Source organism: Streptomyces sp. NPDC005574 (assembly GCF_040605435.1).
Classification (GTDB): Bacteria; Actinomycetota; Actinomycetes; order Streptomycetales; family Streptomycetaceae; genus Streptomyces.
This window is the reverse complement of record NZ_JBEXCW010000013.1, coordinates 1-20,163: the sequence shown is the minus strand read 5'-3', so window position 1 is coordinate 20,163 and position 20,163 is coordinate 1. Positions and strand designations below refer to the sequence as shown.

At 69.6% G+C, this 20,163-nt stretch carries 23 protein-coding genes; 3 read left to right on the top strand and 20 right to left on the bottom strand.

Going from position 1 to position 20,163, the window contains the following annotated elements; translation table 11 throughout:
* Positions 1-25 precede the first annotated feature (25 nt).
* The gene (locus ABZT03_RS11770) at positions 26-1,747 is read right to left on the bottom strand and encodes a LuxR C-terminal-related transcriptional regulator (RefSeq protein WP_356037046.1); all 1,722 of its coding nucleotides are present in this window, start codon (positions 1,745-1,747) and stop codon (positions 26-28) included.
* A gap of 95 nt (positions 1,748-1,842) precedes the next feature.
* On the opposite strand from ABZT03_RS11770, the gene ABZT03_RS11765 reads away from it, so the two are divergent.
* A complete protein-coding gene (locus ABZT03_RS11765) occupies positions 1,843-2,931 on the top strand; it encodes a M12 family metallopeptidase (protein WP_356037043.1) in 1,089 nt (362 codons plus the stop codon).
* Positions 2,932-3,106: 175 nt separating this feature from the next.
* Here the strand turns inward: ABZT03_RS11765 and ABZT03_RS11760 are convergent, their stop codons facing one another.
* Positions 3,107-3,316, bottom strand: coding sequence for a hypothetical protein (locus tag ABZT03_RS11760; protein ID WP_356037040.1), 210 nt, complete (start codon positions 3,314-3,316; stop codon positions 3,107-3,109).
* 160 nt (positions 3,317-3,476) lie between these two features.
* Here ABZT03_RS11760 and ABZT03_RS11755 point away from each other — a divergent pair, with 160 nt between their 5' ends.
* Positions 3,477-3,740, top strand: a complete 264-nt coding sequence (locus ABZT03_RS11755; RefSeq protein WP_356037037.1) for a helix-turn-helix transcriptional regulator — start codon at positions 3,477-3,479, stop codon at positions 3,738-3,740.
* A 256-nt stretch (positions 3,741-3,996) separates the two neighbouring features.
* Here ABZT03_RS11755 and ABZT03_RS11750 read toward each other — a convergent pair whose 3' ends face one another.
* Both ABZT03_RS11750 and ABZT03_RS11745 read right to left on the bottom strand, forming a co-directional pair.
* Positions 3,997-4,347 (bottom strand): hypothetical protein, encoded by a 351-nt coding sequence (locus ABZT03_RS11750; protein ID WP_356037035.1) that lies wholly within the window; start codon positions 4,345-4,347, stop codon positions 3,997-3,999.
* Between the two features lie 168 nt (positions 4,348-4,515).
* Positions 4,516-5,724 (bottom strand): helix-turn-helix transcriptional regulator, encoded by a 1,209-nt coding sequence (locus ABZT03_RS11745; protein ID WP_356037032.1) that lies wholly within the window; start codon positions 5,722-5,724, stop codon positions 4,516-4,518.
* Between the two features lie 141 nt (positions 5,725-5,865).
* Here ABZT03_RS11745 and ABZT03_RS11740 point away from each other — a divergent pair, with 141 nt between their 5' ends.
* A complete protein-coding gene (locus ABZT03_RS11740; RefSeq protein ID WP_356037029.1) occupies positions 5,866-6,006 on the top strand; it encodes a hypothetical protein in 141 nt (46 codons plus the stop codon).
* Positions 6,007-6,008: 2 nt separating this feature from the next.
* Here the strand turns inward: ABZT03_RS11740 and ABZT03_RS11735 are convergent, their stop codons facing one another.
* From ABZT03_RS11735 to ABZT03_RS11660, 16 genes are all read right to left on the bottom strand, one after another.
* Positions 6,009-6,338: a hypothetical protein gene (locus ABZT03_RS11735; RefSeq protein WP_356037027.1), complete on the bottom strand. Its 330-nt coding sequence runs from the start codon at positions 6,336-6,338 to the stop codon at positions 6,009-6,011.
* Positions 6,335-6,694 (bottom strand): hypothetical protein, encoded by a 360-nt coding sequence (locus ABZT03_RS11730; RefSeq protein WP_356037024.1) that lies wholly within the window; start codon positions 6,692-6,694, stop codon positions 6,335-6,337. The genes ABZT03_RS11735 and ABZT03_RS11730 overlap by 4 nt, the downstream gene beginning before the upstream one ends.
* A 65-nt stretch (positions 6,695-6,759) precedes the next feature.
* Positions 6,760-7,134, bottom strand: coding sequence for a hypothetical protein (locus ABZT03_RS11725; RefSeq protein ID WP_356037022.1), 375 nt, complete (start codon positions 7,132-7,134; stop codon positions 6,760-6,762).
* Positions 7,135-7,152: 18 nt separating this feature from the next.
* Positions 7,153-8,073, bottom strand: a complete 921-nt coding sequence (locus tag ABZT03_RS11720) for an N-acetylmuramoyl-L-alanine amidase (RefSeq protein ID WP_356037020.1) — start codon at positions 8,071-8,073, stop codon at positions 7,153-7,155.
* Positions 8,074-8,102: 29 nt separating this feature from the next.
* On the bottom strand, positions 8,103-8,300 hold the full coding sequence (locus ABZT03_RS11715) for a hypothetical protein (RefSeq protein ID WP_356037017.1): 198 nt from the start codon (positions 8,298-8,300) through the stop codon (positions 8,103-8,105).
* A gap of 13 nt (positions 8,301-8,313) precedes the next feature.
* Positions 8,314-8,877: a hypothetical protein gene (locus ABZT03_RS11710; RefSeq protein ID WP_356037015.1), complete on the bottom strand. Its 564-nt coding sequence runs from the start codon at positions 8,875-8,877 to the stop codon at positions 8,314-8,316.
* An 11-nt stretch (positions 8,878-8,888) separates the two neighbouring features.
* Complete coding sequence (locus ABZT03_RS11705) at positions 8,889-11,744, bottom strand: hypothetical protein (RefSeq protein ID WP_356037012.1); 2,856 nt, start codon at positions 11,742-11,744, stop codon at positions 8,889-8,891.
* A 3-nt stretch (positions 11,745-11,747) separates the two neighbouring features.
* A complete protein-coding gene (locus ABZT03_RS11700; RefSeq protein ID WP_356037010.1) occupies positions 11,748-12,257 on the bottom strand; it encodes a hypothetical protein in 510 nt (169 codons plus the stop codon).
* A 12-nt stretch (positions 12,258-12,269) separates the two neighbouring features.
* Positions 12,270-16,022 (bottom strand): phage tail protein, encoded by a 3,753-nt coding sequence (locus tag ABZT03_RS11695; protein WP_356037008.1) that lies wholly within the window; start codon positions 16,020-16,022, stop codon positions 12,270-12,272.
* A gap of 144 nt (positions 16,023-16,166) precedes the next feature.
* Positions 16,167-16,571 carry a hypothetical protein gene (locus ABZT03_RS11690; RefSeq protein WP_356037005.1) on the bottom strand — a complete coding sequence of 135 codons (405 nt, stop codon included), beginning with the start codon at positions 16,569-16,571 and terminating at the stop codon, positions 16,167-16,169.
* Positions 16,572-16,581: 10 nt separating this feature from the next.
* Positions 16,582-16,989, bottom strand: a complete 408-nt coding sequence (locus ABZT03_RS11685) for a hypothetical protein (protein WP_356037003.1) — start codon at positions 16,987-16,989, stop codon at positions 16,582-16,584.
* Between the two features lie 6 nt (positions 16,990-16,995).
* Complete coding sequence (locus ABZT03_RS11680; RefSeq protein WP_356037001.1) at positions 16,996-17,430, bottom strand: hypothetical protein; 435 nt, start codon at positions 17,428-17,430, stop codon at positions 16,996-16,998.
* Positions 17,430-18,185 carry a hypothetical protein gene (locus ABZT03_RS11675; protein ID WP_356036998.1) on the bottom strand — a complete coding sequence of 252 codons (756 nt, stop codon included), beginning with the start codon at positions 18,183-18,185 and terminating at the stop codon, positions 17,430-17,432. Before ABZT03_RS11675 ends, ABZT03_RS11680 begins: the two co-directional genes overlap by 1 nt.
* Entirely contained in the window at positions 18,186-18,644 is a 459-nt protein-coding gene (locus tag ABZT03_RS11670) for a hypothetical protein (protein WP_356036996.1), read from the bottom strand.
* Positions 18,645-18,650: 6 nt separating this feature from the next.
* Positions 18,651-19,013 carry a hypothetical protein gene (locus ABZT03_RS11665; RefSeq protein WP_356036993.1) on the bottom strand — a complete coding sequence of 121 codons (363 nt, stop codon included), beginning with the start codon at positions 19,011-19,013 and terminating at the stop codon, positions 18,651-18,653.
* 14 nt (positions 19,014-19,027) lie between these two features.
* On the bottom strand, positions 19,028-20,163 hold a 1,136-nt coding region (locus ABZT03_RS11660), incomplete at its 5' end, for a hypothetical protein (protein WP_356036991.1).

Sequence of the window (20,163 nt, the reverse complement as noted above, 5' to 3'; positions counted from 1 at the left end):
GTCAGACCGCCGGTCGGGGCGCGGTTCAGGCCGGCTGTGCCTCCGGCCGCTCCACGAGCCAGGACAGCGCGCCGCGGTCGCCGGTGCCGAGGCGGGCGTACGCGCTGTACAGGTGGTTGCCGACGGTGCGGATCGACAGGGTGAGCTGTTCCGCGATCTGCCGGTTACTCAGGCCCGCGGCGGCCAGGGTGACGATCTGCCGCTGCCGGGCGGTGAGTTCGCCCAGGGCCAGCCCGGACAGGGCCGGGGTGCGGGCGCCCTGGCAGCGCCGGGCCAGGGCGGCGGCGCGGGTGCGTGAGGTGCGGGCGGCGCGCGGGTCGCGGTGCGCCCGGACGGCCTGGGCGTGCGCCTCGGCGGCGAACAGCAGGAAGCCGCGCTCCTCCAGCACCTCCGCGGCCCGGTCCAGGGCGGGTCCGTCGCCGCGGGCGAGCGCGCTGGCGTGGGCGGCGAAGACCTCGGGCAGCCGTCCGGGGGCCTGCTCGGGAGCGCCGAGGTGTTCGGCGTCGTAGGGTTCGCCGGTGAGCGCTCGCGCCCCGGGCCGCAGGGCCGTGACCTCGCCCGACTGGGCGGCGGCCAGGGCGAGTTCGGTCCGGCAGGACGGGTCGTCGCCGCCGCGCAGACCCTCCCGCGCCCAGGCCGCCGCCTCCCGCAGTTCTCCCCGCAGCCGCGAGAACCGCGCGCGTACGGCGGCGTACCCGGCCGGTACCGGCGCGCCCTCCGCCACCAGCCACTCCCCCACGGGTGCCGGCGTGGTCCGGACGTCGGCCGCCTCGATGCGCCGGGTCAGCTCGGCCTGCTCGGCCCGCAGCGCCTCGGCGCACTGTTCCGGCCTGCGGGCCAGGCGCCGCGAGCGGAGGCGTCCGGCCGCCGCGCGCAGCGCCGGGCCGTGCAGGGGGTGGGTGAGCCGGACGGCGCCGTCGTCGTCGGCCTGGACCAGGCCGTCGGCCTCCAGGCGTTCGAGGCGGCGCAGGTCGAGGTCGTCCACGGCGAGGGGCAACGGCTCGGCGAAGGCGAGGCGTTCGAGAGTGTCGCGCTCGTCGGGGTCGGTACGGCCGAGGACCCGGGCCGCCCGTTCCCGGACGGCCGCCGTCAGCGGGACGGGCCCCCGCCAGGCCCATCCGTCCGAGCCCGGCACGGGAACGCGCCGCTCGCGCACCGCGCCCACCAGCTCGCGCAGGAGCCGCAGGTCGCCCTGGCAGAGGTGGTGCAGCCGGTGCAGGGTGAGGGGTTCGGGGCCGTCGGCGAGCAGCCGCGCGGTCTCCTCGCGGGGCAGCGGCTCCAGGACGAGCCTCGGCAGGATCTCCCCGGTCCACAGCCGGGACACGGCGCCGGGCACCGGGGCGCCGTCGGTGGCGACGATCACGAGCCGGGTCCTTCCGTGCACGGCGAGCTGGTGGACCAGCGCGGCGGAGGCGTCGTCCAGCAGGTGTGCGTCGTCGACCGTCAGCAGACGCGTGCCGGCGAGCAGGTGGACGGCGCGGTGCAGGGTGACCGTCTCGGGCAGCAGGTGGGCGAACGCGGCGAAGGGCAGGCTCCTGGTCTCGGGCGTTCCGGCGACCCGGACGCCGTCGCCGCCGCGCAGCGCCTCGGTGACGAGCCGGGTCCTGCCGCAGCCCGCGGGACCCGTGATCACGATGCCCGGGCGGCCGGCGCCCACCGACCGGCGCACCAGCTCCAGTTCGTCCGTGCGCCCGGTGAAGGGCCAGGGCACTTCCAGGGTCTTGGCGTCCCGCTGAGAAGTCGTCACGAGAAGTAGAGGCGCCCTACTCAAGCTTGATACAGGGTGACTTGAGTAGCTCCCGACTCAGGCGCCCGCGGCCGGCCGGCGGCAGTCTGATCCCCATGACCGCACGCTACTGCTCCCTCGCGCAGCAGTCGGCCCCCGTCTTCGCACCGGGGCTGACCGCGGAGCGGCGCGGTGCGCTCGTCGGGGGACGCCCGATGTGGGTCAACGGCACGGTCCTGCACTACTGGTTCTTCGACGGCGAAGCCGACGGCTCCGTCATTCCCGTCCCGGGGACCGGGCGGTCCCGGCGGGTGTCGTGGGCCGGTTCGAAGAAGCAGCAGGACGTGGTGCGCGAGTGCTTCCAGGAGTGGGCCGACCTCGGCATCGGACTGTCGTTCGCCGAGGTCACCGAGCGCTCGGAGGCCGAACTGCGGATCGGGTTCCAGCTCGGGGACGGTTCGTGGTCGACGGTGGGCAAGGACGCGCTCCAGGTCGGACCGGGCGAACGCACCATGAACTTCGGCTGGGACCTGACCGCGCCGGGGGAACGCGGGACGGCCCTGCACGAGATCGGGCACGTGCTCGGTCTGCTGCACGAGCACCAGAGCCCGTTCGCGGGCATCCACTGGGACGACGAGGCGGTGTACGCCGATCTGGCGGGCCCGCCGAACTTCTGGGGCCGGGACAGGACGCACCACAACATCCTGCGCAAGCTCGACCCGGACGAGGCCAACGGCTCTGTCTGGGACCCGGCGTCCATCATGGAGTATCCCTTCGCGGCGGGGCTGATCCTGGAGCCGGAGCGCTACCGCGCGGGCCTGGACCCGTCCGGCGCCCTGTCCCCGGCCGACCGGGAGTACGTCCTGCGCTGGTACCCGCCGGCCGGTCCCGCGCGCCGGGTGCCCGCGCTGGCGCCGTTCCGCTCGGCGCCGGTGGCTCTCGGCGCCGGTGACCAGGCCGACTTCACGGTCGAGCCGCCGGAGACCCGCGAGTACGCCGTGGGCACCTTCGGCGACAACGACGCCGTGGTGGTGATCTTCGAGGAGCGGGACGGGGAACCCCGCTACCTCGCCGGCGCGGACGACGGGGGAACTCCGCACAACGCCACCGTCAGGGCCCGTCTCGTCAAGGGCCGCCGCTACTTCGTCCGTGTGCGCCTGTACTCCACGTGGGGTTCGGGGGAAACCGCGGTGATGTGCTGGTGACAGCACGGGTCAGCCGCACACGGGCGGACGGACCACCGTCCGGCACCGGGGGAGCGGTCGAGGACGTCGCCTTCGGGGGACAGTGTCGCTAAGACACTGATGCGATGTTTTCGGGCGCGCCGCGGGGCGTCACCTTCGGGGGAGGGTGACGCCCCGTCGGTGTGTGGGGTAGCGGTCAGCCGTGGGTGATCTCGTCGATGATGAGGAGCGCGTCTGTGAGGCGGCCTCGGAGGCGCTCGACGATGAGGATGAGGCCGTCGGCTCCCAGTTGTCCGAGGTCCTCGGAGCGCGCGTAATCGAGGTCGCGGTGGGCGTACTCGATGCGGGTGCGCTGCAGGTCAGTGAGGGCGGGTCCCTTGGAGGCTGGGGCCTGCTCGTCGGTCATGTGGTGCCGCCTGTCGCTGTGCTAGGTGCGAGGTACACCCAAATCTTGATCTATTCAGCGCGTACTGACAATAGTTCAACGAGCACAGTCACTCGAACGAGTGTTTTATAAAGTGCGGCCAGGAAACCGCTTTCAATTTGTACCAAGCATGGTACAGACAATGATCACCGGGGTCGTCAGCGTTATCCGGGTGCCCTCCGCTCCCCTGCCCGACTGGGTAATCACCCGCCGCCAGGCCATCGGAGATCACGTCCGCGCCGCCCGCGAAGCCAAGCAGCTCAGCCAGGAGAGACTCGGCGAGCTCGTCGGCCTCGACCGCAAGACGATCAACCGGGTCGAGCAGGGCACCCACGGCACCCTCATCGATCACCTGCTGCTCATCGCCAGCGCACTCGACGTTCCGCTCGCTGAGCTCGTTCGCTGAAGCGGCCCGCCGCCGACGTCAGGGGAGGCGCCGACGGCGGGCCTGCGGCCACCCTCACGGGGCGTTCGTGGCGGCCGCATGTCCCGCTACCGGCGTCGGCGCGACCCGGGAGCGGGGGTAGGGGCAGTCTGGACCTGCGCCCGCTTGCACGGCCGCTGGTGTCGGAACACGGTGATGCCGGCCGCCGACGCAGACACCACATCGTGCGTCGAGTACTCCTCGTCGCCAGCGATCCGCTGATCGCAGTTCGCGCAGATCACTGCCAGCCCCCACGCGTCAGGCGTCGCAGCCCGGCACCGGTCGCGCAGCCCTCCGGCTGGCCGCTGCACACCGCGCACCCGGGCGCATGGTCGAACAGTGCGGCCATCGCCTGGCGGGCGGTGTCCTGACGGCAGCTGCGGGGAAACCAGCGGACTTCCGACCCGGCGCGTTTGGTGGTGCGCGGGCCGAGGTCGACGGCCAGTCCGGTCGGGAGGGTGATGCAGCACCATACGCACGCCTTGCCGCGTACCTGCTGTTCGGACAGGCCGTCGAGGCTGGGGAGCGGCAGCAGGGCGAGCACCTCGCTACTGCTGGCGGTGGCGGAGGTGTCGGGCTGCGTGCTCACGTCTGCTCCCTGGGCGGTGTGGGCGGTGCCACCCCGGGCCTCTGGCGGGGGCGGAGGGGCGGCACCGCGTGACACCGATCACGCTACGAACAGGCGTGATCGCAGCCCAGTGACGTAAGCCACCAGTCACACCGTCAATTCTCCCCCGACTGGTGGGTGTTGTCCTACCTACACCAGCGGCTCTACCCCAAGCCTCGCCGCCAGTGACCGCAACGGTGTGCTGCGGCGCCGTTCCGACTCGAGCATCTCCCTCACCGTCGCCGCAGCGAGCGCCTGGAACTTGATCCACTCCGGCTGATCGCGCTCCACCTCGAGGAGCGTCTCGAGCGCCCCCTCGGAGTCCCCCGTCTGATACCGGGCCTGCGCGACGTCCACCCGGTACGACGCCGAGTGCACCGGCCGGGTGATGTCCTCGACGCGGACGTCGCTCGAGAACCTCAGCGCATCATCCGGCCGGCCGGAGCTGCCGGCGAGCGCGATGTTCACCTTCTGCGTCCGCACGTCGACCACGGAGAACGCTGTCCCGTACGCGCGGACCGGGCCGCTGCGGACCGCCGCGGCCTCCGCTGCCGTCAGCAGTTGCATGGCCTCGTCCTGGTCGTCGCGGCGCGCGGCCGGCGTCGCCGCGGCGACCAACAAGTTGCCGTACACGGCGAGCTGGTTGGGTGTCGACTTCCGGAACGACGGCTCGAGAGCGTCGGCTTTCCGCTCGGCAACATCTTGCGCCTGCTCCCACCGTCCCTGCCGCAGCAGGACCCACGACAGGGTGCTGACTCCCATGCCTTCCATCAGCGGGTCTGATGCTCGAGCGGCAGCGTTGAGCTGCTTCTCGACGGCGGCGAACGCCCAGTCCGGGTGTCCGGCCTGCGTGGCGAGGCAGGCGGCGAGCTGGTAGGCGAGGGCCAACTGCCGCCACACCCGTTCGGTCGGCGTCTGCCGGGCCACCGCGCGGCCGTCCCGCAGGAGGAGAGGCAGGGTGCTCGAGAGTCTCGAGTAGTCGCCGCGCCAGTAGGTGGTGGTCGCGTCGCGGACGCTGTCGACCCACGCGGTCTCAGAAGGCGGGTCCTCGAGATCCTCGAGGTCGGGCACCCCTGGCAGGGCGCCGATGTCTTGGATCGCGTCGCGGAGTTCGAGGAGGCCACCGTCGTCGGCGAGTTGCTGGGTCACGGTGGCTTGTCCTACCAGGCGCTCGAGTTGTACATCGAGAGCGCGTGCGAGTGCGCGGACGGTGTTGATGCGCGCGGATTGCCGCCGGTTCTGCTCGAGCGTGCGGACGGTGTCGATGGAGATGCCGGCCCGGTCTGCGAGCTGTTCTTGGGTGAGGTCCCGGAACTCGCGCAGGCTGCGGATGCGGTCGCCGATGGTGCTGCTGCTCATGTGTACCCCCGCCAGAAGGTTTGTGCTCCCAAGGTACTGCGGGCAGGAGATTGGCGAGATGCCCGTGAGTGAAGCGGGGGTGCCGGTCGATAGGATTGGGGTATGACCCCCGACCCTGTGAGCCCTGGTTCCGTGCGGTCTGTGGCCGACATCAACGACGACATTCGCGCCCTGTGGCAGCGTGCCGGCGGCGTCCTCAACGATGAGCAGCGGGCCGAGTATCAGCGGTATCTCGCCGAGTATGCGACGGCGGTGCGGGCGCGGATCGTGTGCGCCGCCTGACGTCACACTCCAGTTCGGTTGTACTCATCCACCCTGTCCGGCGGCGGCGGCGGCTCCAGCCCAGCACCCCGCATCTGCCCGGTCAGCTCGCCCACATACCAGGCGAACGCCCGCACCAGCGACCGAAGCGACCGCTGCTCAGCCTTCAACTCGTCAACGTCACGCTGCATGTCATCGCGGATCTCTCGGAACGCGGCCAGATCTGCCGCCCGCTGGGAGGGCTCTGCCTGAATCGACGCGGCCGCCCGGCCACCCCGGTACGTCAGCCAGCCAGTCACGATCACGCCGACCACTGTGACGACCGCGCCGCCCAACCCCAGCCATCCGTTCACTCGGGTCTCCCCTCAACCACCGAGCCCGGTGGAACTCGCGACGCGCACCAGATGACCCCGCAGTGACTGGTCATGTACCAGACGAACAGCCATAGGCCACGGGCATAGTCTCCCACCAGGCCAGCCCACCCATAGGCGAACGCCCACATGGCTGGGGGGACGGACGCGATCACGAAGCCCCACCGGTCGCGGGCGAACGGCAGCCACGCCGAGGTGAAGACACTGAGCCCGGCGAGGATCCACACCCACGCCCAGCAGTGCAGTGGCGCCCGGGTGGTGAGGACCCCGAGTCCTTGCGTAGTGAACGGCGGCGCGAAGATGAAGCTTGCGCCGAAGCACGTCTTGCCGATGCCCATGAAGAGCAAGGAAGGGCCGCGGCGGCCGAGGCGGCCACTGAACCAGCCCGCCACCGCGGCCCGCACTACGCCGCCTTGATCGGGCTGGTCTGCTCCGTCCGCACCGCAGACGCCGGCACCGGGGCGGTCACCTCGCGGTGCTCGAACAGCGCGAGGACCGCGGCGACGAGCGACATCCATCCGGCCTGCTCGGTCGCGGACAGGTCCAGGCCGAAGCCGAGGAACAGGGCCAGCAGGCCGGACGCGAGCTGGAGGATGGCGGCGCCGACTGCTCCGGTCTTCAGGACGATTGCGGAGATGACGGCGACGACGCAGGCGAGGACGGTGTTGATGAGGGTCTGCTGGTCTTCGCTGACGTCGAGGCCGTAGGCGGCGCCGAGCTTGAGGCCGATGGCGATGACGGCGAGGATGTACACGGGCTCGCGACCGAAGATCTTCATGGTGGTTGTCCTTCCAGTTCAGGCGATGACGGTGAACAGGCCAGTCCTGTCACCGAGCTTGGCGAGCGACTTCTTGCCGGGCTCCCCGTTGGCGTCCGCCCCGGTGTAGCCGAGGTGCCGCTGCCACTTCGCATACGCGGCCACCGTGGACGAGCCGAACGACCCGTCCCCCGCATACGTCTTCGCGAGGTAGCCCAGCTTCACTAGCGCCGCCTCGGTCAGGTTGACGCCCGCCATGTACGTGACGTGGCCCTGCTTGGCGCCCGGGTCGGCCTTCGCCGCGGCGACCAGGCGGGAGAGGTCCACGCGCGGCGGCGACGGGGTCGGCGCGGGTGTGGGCCCGCCCACCTCGACGGCGAGCTGCGCCCGCACATCCGCACGGAACACGTCCATGTCGAAGCTGGGGTCGATCTTCCCGGGCTGGACCTCCTTGTGCCCGGCCACCGACTTCTCCGTCCACCCGTGGTGGCGGCAGTGCGCCGCCGCCCACAGCACCGCCTGCCGGTACTGGCCGGGCGGGTACGAGTCCTTCCCGTCCCCCAGGTTTTCGATCTCCAGCCCGTACAGGACATCGTTCCCGTCGGCGTTGGCCTCGTTGTCGACGGGCAGCGGCGCCTTCTCGGCGCGCAACGCGTTCAGCACGTCGAGGTCTACCGACCCGGCGTGGTTGGTACGGCCCTGCCCGATCATCCACAGGCCGGCCGTCTTCCCCAGCCAGTTGTGACACAGCGGCCCGGGCAGGTCGGGTCTGCCCTTGTAGCAGATGTCCTTGTCGTTGTGGCCGGCCGTGTGGTGGATCAGCACCCCGATCACCGGGCCGAACGACCTGCCGGTCGCCGAGTCGCGGTTGTGCGTCTTCCAGCCGGGATACTCGTGGACCGTCAGGCCCTCCGCCGCATACGCGGTCAGCCGCTGATCCGCCGTCATCGGTGTGCTCATGTCAGCCCAATCTCCGTAGTGCACCGCCGTCACACGACGGTGATGACCTGCTCGAACTTGCGGGCCTCGACCTGACCCACCCCCGGCACAGCAGCAAACAACTTCCGCACCGCATTCACCACCTCGATATCCTCAACCCGAATATCGTCCTGGTCGACGGAACTCAGAGACACCGAAAACAGTGGCGCCCCACCCGCCGTTTTCCCCGTCACCACATAACTCGCCACACCAATCCCCTCCCTATGCGATCCGCTGGAGACGCAGCCACGAATCCGTGTACAGCGTCACAGCCGTAGCATCCGACACCAACTGCGCCCAGTCCATGGAATACGTGCCCGGCGTCGACCCCACACGGATCGTCCCGTTCAGCATCACCGTCAGCGGAGTCAACCCCACCGTTCCGAGACAGCCGAAAGACCTCGCGGCGTCAATGTCATTAGTCTCCGTACGGATCAGATAGCCGCGCGACGACTGCGTATCCGACGTCAGCGTCGGCGTGGTGTTCGTGGAAATGACGGTGCCGACACCGGCACCGAAACCCGTCCACTCGCCGAGCGACCCCGACGGCACCGTCCAGTCCAAGTTCAAGTCCGCGGCGATCGGCCCGTCGTACTTGAGCCAGCCGTCCAGGACGTAGACCGCATTCGCCTCCACCTCGAACGTCAGATGCGGGTCCGCGGTACGGGTCGTCGTCGCCGCCCTCGATGTGTCGGCGGTCTTACGAACCACCTGCGGCAGCATCGACCGCAGCAGCGTCCCCGTGATGCGCTGCCCGCCTGCCACCGACGGATAGGACTCGGCCATGAATGCGCTCCTTAAAGGGCGACGTAGGTGGGCGTAGCCAGACGGATATCGGTGCCCGCGCTCTGGGCTTTCGCCACCCCGTTGATGGAGCGGGTAACCGTCAGCGTCTGCGGGTTGACAACCTGATAGTTGTCGTACTGAATGGCGACGCTCGCCGCATTCGTATTCCCTGTGATGCGGACCGAGCGGGTGCCGAGGAAATAGGCGGAGCTGATAGCGGAGTCACTTCCGCTGGCATGCCACTCCGGGGGTTCCACCGCATCCGTCGCCAGCCATGCCTTCGCTTTCAGCGTGCTCCCGGATCCTTGGAAGCGGACGCGAATGAACGTCCCGGCAACATGGGTCACGCCGGGCAGTGTGTATGTGCCGAGGTCGGTGGCCGCATCCGCGACGAGCCTCCGCAGCGCCAGCACGATCGTGTTCGACGTCGTGAATTCCAGGCGGGCCATGTACATGGTGCTCGCGTCCTGCATGCGGGCCGTCACCGCCCCGTACAGGCTGTCCCCGAGCGCGAGCGCGGACGTCGTGATGTCGCTGTAGATGTCGAAGTCCGGGCCCGGCGCCGTCACCGCGGTGCGGCGGGAGTCGTCCACCGTCGACAAGGTGTGCACGCCCACGCCGGCGTTTACCGCGTAGTCGGAGGCGACGCCCCCGCCCACTGTGGACCAGGCGGAGCCCACATCCGGTGTGCCCCAGCTGCTGGAGACGGTCCGCGTGAACGTGTCGGAGAGCCAGCCCGTCACAGCAGTGACCCGCACGACCTCGCCACCCATGCGGGCGTCGAACGGCCAGTCCGCCGCGGCCGTCGTCCACAGCATCGACTTCCCCGCCGACGGGACCACCGTCAGCGACGTGCCAGCCGATGTGACATCGGTGAGGAGCTGACTCCCGTCGATGTCGATGCGCGCGTTCGGATCATCGACGACACCCACCGAGTTGTACGGGGAGGCCGGCGCGCACACGAACGTCAACGTGTGCATGAAGCGGCTGATGCTCTCGTCCCGGCCGAGGACCAGCAGGTCCACGGTGTCCGGCGGCAGCCACGCCCCCGGCATGTTGACGATCTGCATGCGGTCCCCGATGCGCAGGGCGAGGATCGCGCGCCGCATGTCGGGGGTGATCGACGGGTGGGCGAGGTTCACCGCGATCTTCGGGTAGCGGGCCTCATCGACGGTGCCCAAGTGGACGCGCCACGCCGCCTGATCCCGCAGCGTCGCCGCCGCAGGTGTCGCCAGGTTGAGGGTGACGCCCGACGTTTCCCCGTACGTTCCGACCTGCCCGGTACCCAGGGTGCCGGACGTTTCCTCGTAGGTTTCGCTGACCCCGTTCACCGTGACGACGACCCGGTTTTGCAGATAGCGGTCGTCCTCGACAGGGACGGGCACCTCGGCCAGGTTGAAGCCCGCATAGTCGAGGACCAGTGCCGGCGTCTGGTTGTAGAGGGAAGCGCGGGTGCGGTAGCCGAGGCCCCGCTCGCTGGTCTCGTACAGCATGCCGCCGTCGGCGAGGACCGCCTCCTGAATCACGGAGATCGGGTTCTGCTTCGGCTGCGCACCGAGGGGGACGGTGTCGTCGAGTTCGCCGATCCACTCGAAGGGGATGGCGTCCTCGCCGCACAGTCGTTGGATGCGGCGGCCCGCAGTCTCCCCGATCGGGTTGAGGCGGGCGCCGAGCGCTGTAGTCGCGGTGATCGCGTTCTCCACCGTGACGTGCCCGACCGTCACCCCGGGCAGGTACTGGGTGCCGATCGGTCCGACGACGCTACGGGACGCCGGCCCGAACTGCACGCTGGCGACCCGGGTCAGTTGGGTCACGGCCACCGTGTCGGAGACCGCGACCACGGCGCCCGTCGTCACGTCCGTGAGGCGCACCGCCCGCGTGATACCCGTCCCCGACTCCTCCAACTCGACGCTGACGTACAGGCGGCGTCCGCGCACATCCAACGTGTGTGGCAACTCCACGCCGAGCGCGGTCCCATCGGAGGCATGCTGCCGCAACGTCAGCGTGTTGCCGGTCGCCGCGTAGTACAGCTCCCAAAACTGGGCGCTACCCGCGCTGTAGTCGACCTGATCGATCGCGCACACGACCTTGCCGTCCGACAGGCCCGCCTTCGGGATGGCCGCCAAGAACCGGACCTGACTCGCGGTCGGGTCCCCGTACTTCGCAACACCCCCGTACACGGCGGCCGCGGTCAGGTCCGGCAGCGGATCCGACGCGGCGAACAGGTCGTAAGAGGCCAGAGCGAGGGTGCCCGACCATGTGGCCGGAGAACCCGTCGTCAGCGCCGACTCCAACTGCGTCGCCCCGGACGCGTCCTCGAACGGCCAGTACGCCACCACCGTCGACGCCAGCGGATCGGTGACCGCCCCGTAGATCACCGACCGCTCCGGCGCCGGGCCCTGCGCCAGGCGCTGCAAGATCCCGTTGACGCTGACGTCGGACCACACGTCGGTGCCGGTGGCATCCCAGCCGGACGCCCACTCCGACACCTCACCCCACATGCGGTACGACTTGCCGCCGAGGCCGTCGGGGACGCTCACCCTCAGCGGGGTGTTGCGCCCGATCAGGGTGTAGTAGGCGCCGGACGGGTTGCGGGGCGTGAACCGGCCGTCCCGGTTGTCGAGTTGCAGGCTGGCGGTGCCGGCCTGCGTCTGCGAGCCCTCATCGCGGATACCTGACGTGATGTTGATGCGGCCGCTGTCGTCGCGGACCAGGGTGTAGCCCGTGATGTCGACCCACACGCCGGCAACGAGGAGCTCCACCTGCACGGGCTGCCCGTTGGATGCCTCCCCGCTGCCCGCGGTGGGTGCGGGCAGGTTGGCGAGGCGGCGCCAAACTCCGGCGACGAGTGGGGCGACGGACGGCATCGGTCAGCCCACCTCCTGGAACACGATCCACGTTCGCAGGTCGATCGCGGTGGTGGCTGTGGTCGCCCGCACCCGCAGGAACTTGGAGATGGGGATGATGGGGCGGGCGTCGGGCATCCACTGGCGCACGTACTGCAGCCCCGACTCCCCGGAAACCGACGACAGGGACACCGCGTCGAACGTGCGGGTCGCCGTCGGGGTGCCCTCAGCGGACGCGGTGTAGCCCGTCAACCCGGTACCGCCGACGCACAGCGACGCCACGCCGTTCGGGTCCAAGTTCTGGATACCCGCGGCGACGTGCGCTGTCACCGTCGCGGCGACGTCCGTCTGCAGCAGCTCGATGACACCGTCCGCGCCGGGCGGGTCGTCCGACGACCAGCCCCACTCCAGTAGCTGAATCTGCCGGGTCGACGGGGTCGCCACCTGCAGCATGGTCTTGATGGCGGTTCCGGTCGTCACCGACTGCTGAGCAATCGTCGTCGGCGCCGGCCCATTCCACACGATGAAGGGCATTCCAGTTCTCCTCTATCTGCCGCGTGGCGGCTTGAGTGTGGCCTCGATCGAGCCGTTGGAGCGGACCTGCCGGCGGCCGGTCTCCACCCACAGCTCACCGAATTCCCGGTCGCCGATCTTCACCTGAATCACGATCGGCTGCCCGTCACCGCGGGAGCCCGCAGCAGCCTGCGCGCCAGAGCCGGCGCCCCGTCGGGGGGTGTTGAGCATCGACGCCCACGGGGCCTGAGCCTGCGCCGACTTGCGGCGCGAGTCCGGGCCCGACCACACCCGCGACCCCGCCGGCAGGTCGAGCAGCTCCGGCTCGTGCTCACCCACCCACGTCAGGCCACCCCGCAACCCGCCCGCCGCAGCCGCCCCGACGATCCCGCCCGCAGCCTTCCTGCCCACCGCCCGAGACAGCGACCGCTCCATGACCTTCGCCAGGTGAGCCATCGTCTTCTCCAGCTTGTCCTGCGACTTCTGCAGCCGGTGCACCGTCGCCGTCTGAGCCTTGATCGCAGACCCGTACACGGTGTCCGCGGTCGTCTTCCCCGCCGAGCCGGCCGCCCCACCGATCTGCTTCTGCAGATCATTCAGCGACTTCACCTCCGACCCGGACGCGCCGAGCAGCGCGCCCGCAGTCTCCAGGCCGCCGCCCTCGATGCCGGCCTCCGCGATCTGCTGAATCAGGGACTTCGACAGGCCCTTCTTCTTCAGGCCCTTCAACGCCGAGGCGAACGCGGTCGCCTTGTCGCGGGACTGGGTAAGGCCGCCCATGATCGAGGCGGTCGTCACCGGCCCGTCACCGGACCCTCCGACACCGCGGGTGATGTTCGCCGAGTTCAGCACCCCGCCCTTCACCGAGGAGGACAGGGAGGACGCCGCGGACTTCAGATCGGACAGCTTCGACTTCGCGGTGTCGAGCGCCTTGTTCACCGCGTTGAGTTGCTTGTCGTACTTGATGAGGCTGCGGCCCACCGAGTCCAACTGCTTCAGCAGCCGCGACTCGGTCTTCCCGGAGAACGCGCCCTTGATATCCCCGCGCAGCCCGTTCAGCGAGGACACCAGCGCACCGAGGTCCGCGGGCGCGCCGATGCCCTTCTCCATCTCGGTCCGCTGGTAGCCGGCGGCCCGACCGAACGCGCTGATCGACGTCTGCCCGCGCAGGCCCGCGCGGGCCTGCTTCATCGCGTCGGTGACCTTGCCGCCCTTGGCGTAGTGGCCGCCCTCGTACTGGCCGTCATTGACGCGCTGGAGGAACTTCTCCCCGTACTTGTCGACCGCGGCCTTCTTGATGACGAACTCACCGTTGGACAGCCACGGCGCCGGCACGTCATCGGAAGTCCCGGTACCCGGGCCGCGGACCGGGCCGCCGTCGGCGTACCGGAACGCCTTCCCGGTGTACAAACCGCCGGTCGCACCGGTGATGTCGTGGACGGAGCGGAACGTCTTCGAGTTGGTGATGACGTTGTGAATCGACGTGATGCTGATCGTCTTGTCATGCAGGGCGGCAACCGCAGCATTCACATTCCGGATCCCCGACAGGGCGCCCCCCGTCCTCGCGGTCACCCGCACCGACCCATCCTTCAGGTGGGTCACCTTGAAACCGAACGCCTCCAGCGCATGCTCAGCCGAGGTGGACAGCGTCTTCAACGTCACCGACTTCGAGCCCGGCGTCCGCTTCACCGCCGCGTTGAACGCGTTGAGGCCCGCGCGCGCGTCCTCATCGTTCATCTTGAACTTCACGGACTTGTCCGGGATCTTCAGGATCTGATCGGCGAGGGCCGCCGCCTCCGTCTTGTTCAGACCCATCGCCCGCGCCGACTCGATCAGCTTGTCCCGACCGCGCGAGTAGATCCCGTTGACCGTCTCCCACGAAGAGCCCGACTCCCGCGCCGACGACGCCGCTTCATCCGTCTTCGACGCCAGATCCTGCAAGGCGCTGGCCGCGTTGCGGGCCTTCTCCGAGTTGAGGTCGAGGACCCCATGGCTCATGGACAGGGCGCCCGCGTTGTCCTTCGCCGCCTTCGCCGCCGCATCAACCGCCGCCTCGAAGCCGATCATCCCGCCGAGGCCCTGCCGGTTCACATCGTTGAGCGCCTGAATCGACTGCCGCAGCCCGTCCGCGCTGGACTTCTGCGCATCCAACTTGGCCTGCACGGACTGCGCCTGAGCCCCGAACAAGCCCATCGACTGCGCGGCCATCTGCTGCTCGAACGCCTGGTCAGCGAGCGCATTCTGGTAGTCGTTCGTCGTCTCCTTCAGGCGCTTCACATCGCCGCCGCCGGCCATCCACGCCTTCTTCAGGATCTCGTACTGGGCGGCCGCCTCCTTCGGCTTCCCCCCGCGCACGAGGTTGGCCATGCTCTTGTCCCAGGCGTCGACGTTCTTCTTCGCGTCGGAGATGCCGGGCCCCTTCGCGAGGCCAACCCACGTTCCGAAGTCGGACACCATGGTGGCGATCTTGTTGTCGCTGGCGCCCTTCGACACCATCGCGATCGACGCGGACATCTCATCAAAATTGCTCTTCAGCGCGCCCGTGACCTTGCCCGTCGCCGCGAGCGTGCTCAGCGACGACGACAGCTCATCCACCGCGACCGGTGCCTTGTTGTCCGACAGCTGATGCAGCGCCAGGACCAGGGCACCCACCGCGCCCAGCGCCAGCGCCGCCTTCCCGCCCGTCCCCAGCGTGTTCAGGGCAGCGTTCATGCCGGCGAGCCCGCCACCCGCGGCAACCGATGCCGCCCGCAGCGCGGCGATCTTCGTGCCGAGTGTCTCCACCCCGGCCGCGACCGCGCCCACACCAGCACCCGCCAGCTTGATCAGCTTGAACGCGGCGTACACCTGCATGAGACTGCCGACCAACTCCGGCGGCACCGCGGCAACCAGCTTCGCCATCGCATTGACCAGCGTCAGCATTCCCGGCCCGGCCTGCGACGCACCCTCCAGCAAGTTCGACACCGCCTCAGCGATGTTCGTGAGGAGGGTCTTCACCGCGGGGCCCTGTGCCCGCGCGTACTCCATGAAGCTCGCGATCGGCCCGTGCGCGTTGCCCTCCGACAGGGCGCGCGCAAAGCTGATCGCCTTGTCGGTGGCGTTCTTCAGTGTCTGGTTGGCGAAGCCCGACACCTTCCCCGACAGGGCGTCGAAGCCGGCCGTGTTCATGCTGCCGCCGGCTACCTTCATCAGCCGGTCCAGTTGCGTCGAGGTGCCCTGCACCATCGGCGTCAGCTTCGGCACGATCTGCCCGAGGAGCGCGAAGGAGTGCTCGACCGGCGCCATCGTGAACTTCGCGGTGCTGTCCGAGAAGTCCTTGAACTGGTCCTTCAGATTCCCGTACGCCACCGCCGCGCGCTGCGTCGCCGCCGGCATGCTCGACAGCACCTGCTGCGACGCCACCTGCGCCTGAACCGCCTGCTTCGACTGCGCCCCGTACTGACGCACCGCCGTCGCATATTTGTCCTGCGCCTTCGCGGCCTCGGACATGGACGCGATCTGTGGGATCACCGCCGCACCGAACGCGGCCACCGCCAGCCCGGCCGCGCCCGCCTGCGCCACGACCGGAGCCAGCGACGCGGCGACCGGGATCGCGGCCGGAGCGAGAGACAGGAGGGAGGCGCGCATGCCGTCGAGGGATGCCGAGGTCTTTGCCGAGGACCGCTGCATGTCCCCGGCCGCCGTAGCGAACCGGCCGTGCATGTCCCGCACGCGTCCGTTGACGTCACGGAACCCTGCTGCCGTTCCGTCACTGACGCGGACTGTGATCGTTACGTCGTCAGACATCGTCCACCTCCTCCCCTCGCTCGCGGCCGCCGCCGAGCTCCTCGATCCGCACGAGGCGCAGGAGCTCGGTGTCCTCCTCCATCAGGGAGGACAGGGTGTAGCCGCCGAATCTCTCCAGCAGGCCGAGTAGGAACCGGGCGCGTTTCAGCTCGCCAGGCTCGGTGACAGTGCTTCCATCGGCACGGACTCCACCAGGGACGGTTCGCCAGAGGTGGAGGTCTGCGGCAAAGGGTCGCCGGTGTGCACCCCGATGATCGCCTCGACGTAGGCGTTCTGCAGTGCGCGGGCGAGGCCCTGGTCGATCTGCGCGAGACCGGCCTCAGTGGCGGGGATCGGCTGCTCGTCGTCGTCGTCGAGGTTCCACGACAGGAGCCGCTCTCCGAACCGCTTCATGCTGGTGGCAGCGTCGTCTCCGTCGCTGCCGTCGAGGCCGGTGGCGGCCATGTACTCGCCGATGGACATGCCCCGGACGCGGGCCTCGGCCCCGTGGTAGGGGTGGCCTTCGGCGAATTGGATGGTGATGGCGCGGACGCCGGCTTTGAATCCCATGTGCTGCCTCTCAGGCCCAGGTCGGGACGGTGCCGTCGGCGAGCGCTCCGGGCGCCGACCACGTGAGCTCGCCGGAGTCCGCGCGGGTCAGGGCGTAGTCGGAGAACAGCGCCTCAAACGCGAGGGTCACCCCGTTCACGGTCTGCGTCACGGTGCGCGCCACCGAGGTGGAGGACACGGTCTTGAACACGTCGTGGGACTGGTTGGCGGCCGCGTTGAACACCCCGTTGAGCGTGACGCTGGCGTCGGCCAGCAGCAGCAGCCGCTCGTTCGCCGACTTGTCCACGCCGGTGATGTCCTGCACCCCGCGCGGGGTGGCCATCTGCCAGTTCGTGATGTCGTTCTTGATGGCGCGCGCACTGCCCGCCGAGTCGTCGATGGACAGCGTGGTCTGTCCGAGGCCTGATGCCTTAGCCATGGGTGATCACCCTTTCTTGATCTCGTCGGCGAGCTTCTGCTGATGCTCGGCGAAGTCCTCGACCCAGCTGCCCGGGTTCAAGTGCTGGCGGGCCCGCGTCCGTCGCGGGTTGCCTCGGTGGTCGCCGTCCCGGACCACATACAGCGGCGGCCGGTCCATGCGAGTGCGGTGCTCGCGCGCCCGGAAGCACGCCTGACCGGCCTCGAAGACGAGGTACGTCTCACCCTCGGCGATCGACTGCTCGACGTACTTGCGGCCGGAGTTACGGGCCGCGAGCACGAGGTCAGGGGTCAGCGTCTCGACCCGCGTCCGCCACCCGTTGAGGTAGTGCGGGCAGTCGACCTCGGCGCACGTCGCCGGACGGAAGTGGCTGCTCAGCGGAGAGACCACCGCATAGGTCTTGTAGGCGTCGGCCGGCATCAGCGGCTCGATGCGGCCCATCAGAAGACCTGCCCGGCAACATCGTTCTTGATCACGTTGACGGAGAACACCAGGCTGCTGAACCCGCCCGTCGTCACCGTCGACACCCGCACATAGCGGCGGATCGTCGCCGTGTTCGCCAGCGCGATCCGCTCGGCCAGCGGGGCGCCGCCCGTGATCTGCGTGAACGCGAAGCTCGTGACGTCCGCGAACGTCACATTGTCCGCGCTGTCCTGGATCTTCACCGTGACATCCGTCCCGGTAAACGAGCCCACCTGCAGGTACGCCTGCCCGCCGAACGATGCCGAGGCGGCCGTGTCGATGCCCGTGCCGAGCGTCGCCGCAGTGTCCGTGCGGACGCCAGCCGTCAGCTGCCGGCCCCACTCGATGCCGTAGCCGTTGGACTGCGCCGACACCCCGAAGGTGAGCATCCCGTCGTCGCCGCGCTGGGGGTCGTAGTTGACCTGCTTCCCGACGAGGGACGCGGCCGGGTCACCGAGGGTCGTGCCGCGGCCGTAGGTGAGGATCACGTCGGTGCGGGGCAGCGCGGACAGCTTCTCGTGCGTCGCCCCGGTGACGGCCACCGTGTTGAAGAACGTGGTCATCTCGATCTGCCCGGACCGCAGGCCGCCCTGCCGTTCGTAGGCGGACTTGTCGATGCCCGTCATGTTCAGCAGGGCCGGGCCGCCGCTGATGCTGCCGAGCTGCTGGATATCGCCGGACGCGTTGAACCCGCCGATGAGGAGCATGTCCCCAAGTCCGCTGGCTTTCGCCACCTACGCCACCTCTTCCCACAGGTCGTTGATGATCAGGGGCACGGTGAGCGTGGCCACCCGGTAAGTCGTGCTGTCGAACCGCGTGAAGCCCAGCCGGGCCCGCAAACCCGCGCCATGCATGCCGAGGAGGTCGACGTTGCGGACGTTGCCGCCGAACTCGAAGTCCCCCGCATACGCCGCGAACAGGGCACTGACCGCGTCTGTCACCGAGGTGTCGACGGCGCCCTGCGGCTCCGTGTCCGCCGACAGGAACACGCGGCCGGTGAGTTCAAGGCGCGCCGACAGCGAGTCCAGCCCGGACGCGGCAGGGACGGGCGCGATGTCCGACACCCACACCGCGTAGGTCAGACCGCTGCCGGGTGCGGAGACGGGCTCGTGGTCGAGGACGTTGCCGAACAGGCCGGTGGCCATGGCGTGACTGATGGCCACGTCCCGGTAGGAGCCGAGGTCAAGAGACACGGGCGATCACATCCGTCCCGTGTACTGGCGCAGCAGGCGTTCGCCGATGCCGCGCTTCCGCGCGTTCAGCCGGTCCCGGGTAACAAGCCAGTGGTCGTAGCCCTTGAACTTCGTCACCGGGAAGTTGCGGCTGCCGACGCCGGCCAGCCACGGCCCGTACACCACGCGGGAGTCGGAGATGATGTGGCCCTCGATGACCTTGCAGCGGGACTCGTAGTAGCCGGTCGGGTTGCGGAACACGCGGTGCATCTCGCCGCGGAGGATGTTCAGGCCCTCCTCGGCGAGGTTCCGCTCGTACCGGTTGACGAACGCGTTGGCGACGCGCTGCGCCCGCCCGTCGAAGATGGGGCCGCGGCTGCTGGTGGACACGTCGAGGCGCATAGTCAGACCGCCCTCGTCCGGGCCTTGCGGCCGTGGCTGGTGTACACGCGATCCCGCAAATCCGCGAGGCCCTTGCCGCTGGTCTCCCGCTCGTTGTCCCCAGAACCAGCCGTCCGCGCGTAGCCGGAGCGGCCCTGCAGCAGGCTCGTCAACGCTTCGGCGATGCACAGTTGGCGGACGCTGCCGGGCGGGTCCCACCGGTGGATGAGGCTGCCGGTCGCGTGGGTGTCGGCGGTGGTGCCGAGGGCGCCACGGGTGACGGTGAGGGTGCGGGGCGCGTAAATGGTGGCGCCGAGACTGTGTGCGGCGATCGTGGATCCGTCCCACGCCCGGGTCACGATCAGCGTGTTGCCCGCGATGTCGTCAACGCGCATGCGTTCCCCGTCGATGAGGATGACCTCGCCGGCCGCGAACGCCGTGCCGGACTGCACGGTGACGACGACGCTGTTGTTGACGTTGGTGAGGCCGGACCCGCCGAGGGTCTGCCCGGTGGACAGCTGCTCCCGGCCTGTGACGAGCATGCGTTCGGAGTCGACGCGCAGGATCGAGCCGACACCGACGGCCGCGGAGGTTGCCCCGTCCACGTCCACGCCGGTCTCGGACGCGTCGAGGATCTCGGCGAGCGCGCCCACGGTGGTCGCGGTGTCGCGGTAGCCCCACAGGCCGCTGATCTGAATTTCCCGCTGGTAGGTGCTGCCGCCGCCGAACGACGCATCGCCACCGATGTTGACCTCGACCCGGTTGAACGGGGGCCCCGAGTTGACGGGTTCGAGGAGGTAGTCGCCGGATGCGATCGTCACCCCGCCCGACGCGAGGGAGGTGAGGGAGATCAGCTCTTTGTCGTCGAGGCGCAGGATCCACGGCGTCATGCCGGCACGCGGCGGCCAGTCGAAATACCTGGTGGCCTGCACCGGGTAGAAGCGGCGGTGGCACAGGGCTTCGATCGCGCGGGACGCGTCCTCGATGACACGGTCAACGCGCGCGTTGGAGCGGGCCGTCTCTCGCACGTCGAGCTCAGCCTTGACCTCTTCCCGGGTGGCGTACCAGACGCCTTCCGGTGACGTGTTGGTGGCGTCCGCACTGGCCGCGGCGACGACGGTGACGGTCTCCGTCGCGGTGACCGGGGTGGCGCTCTTGA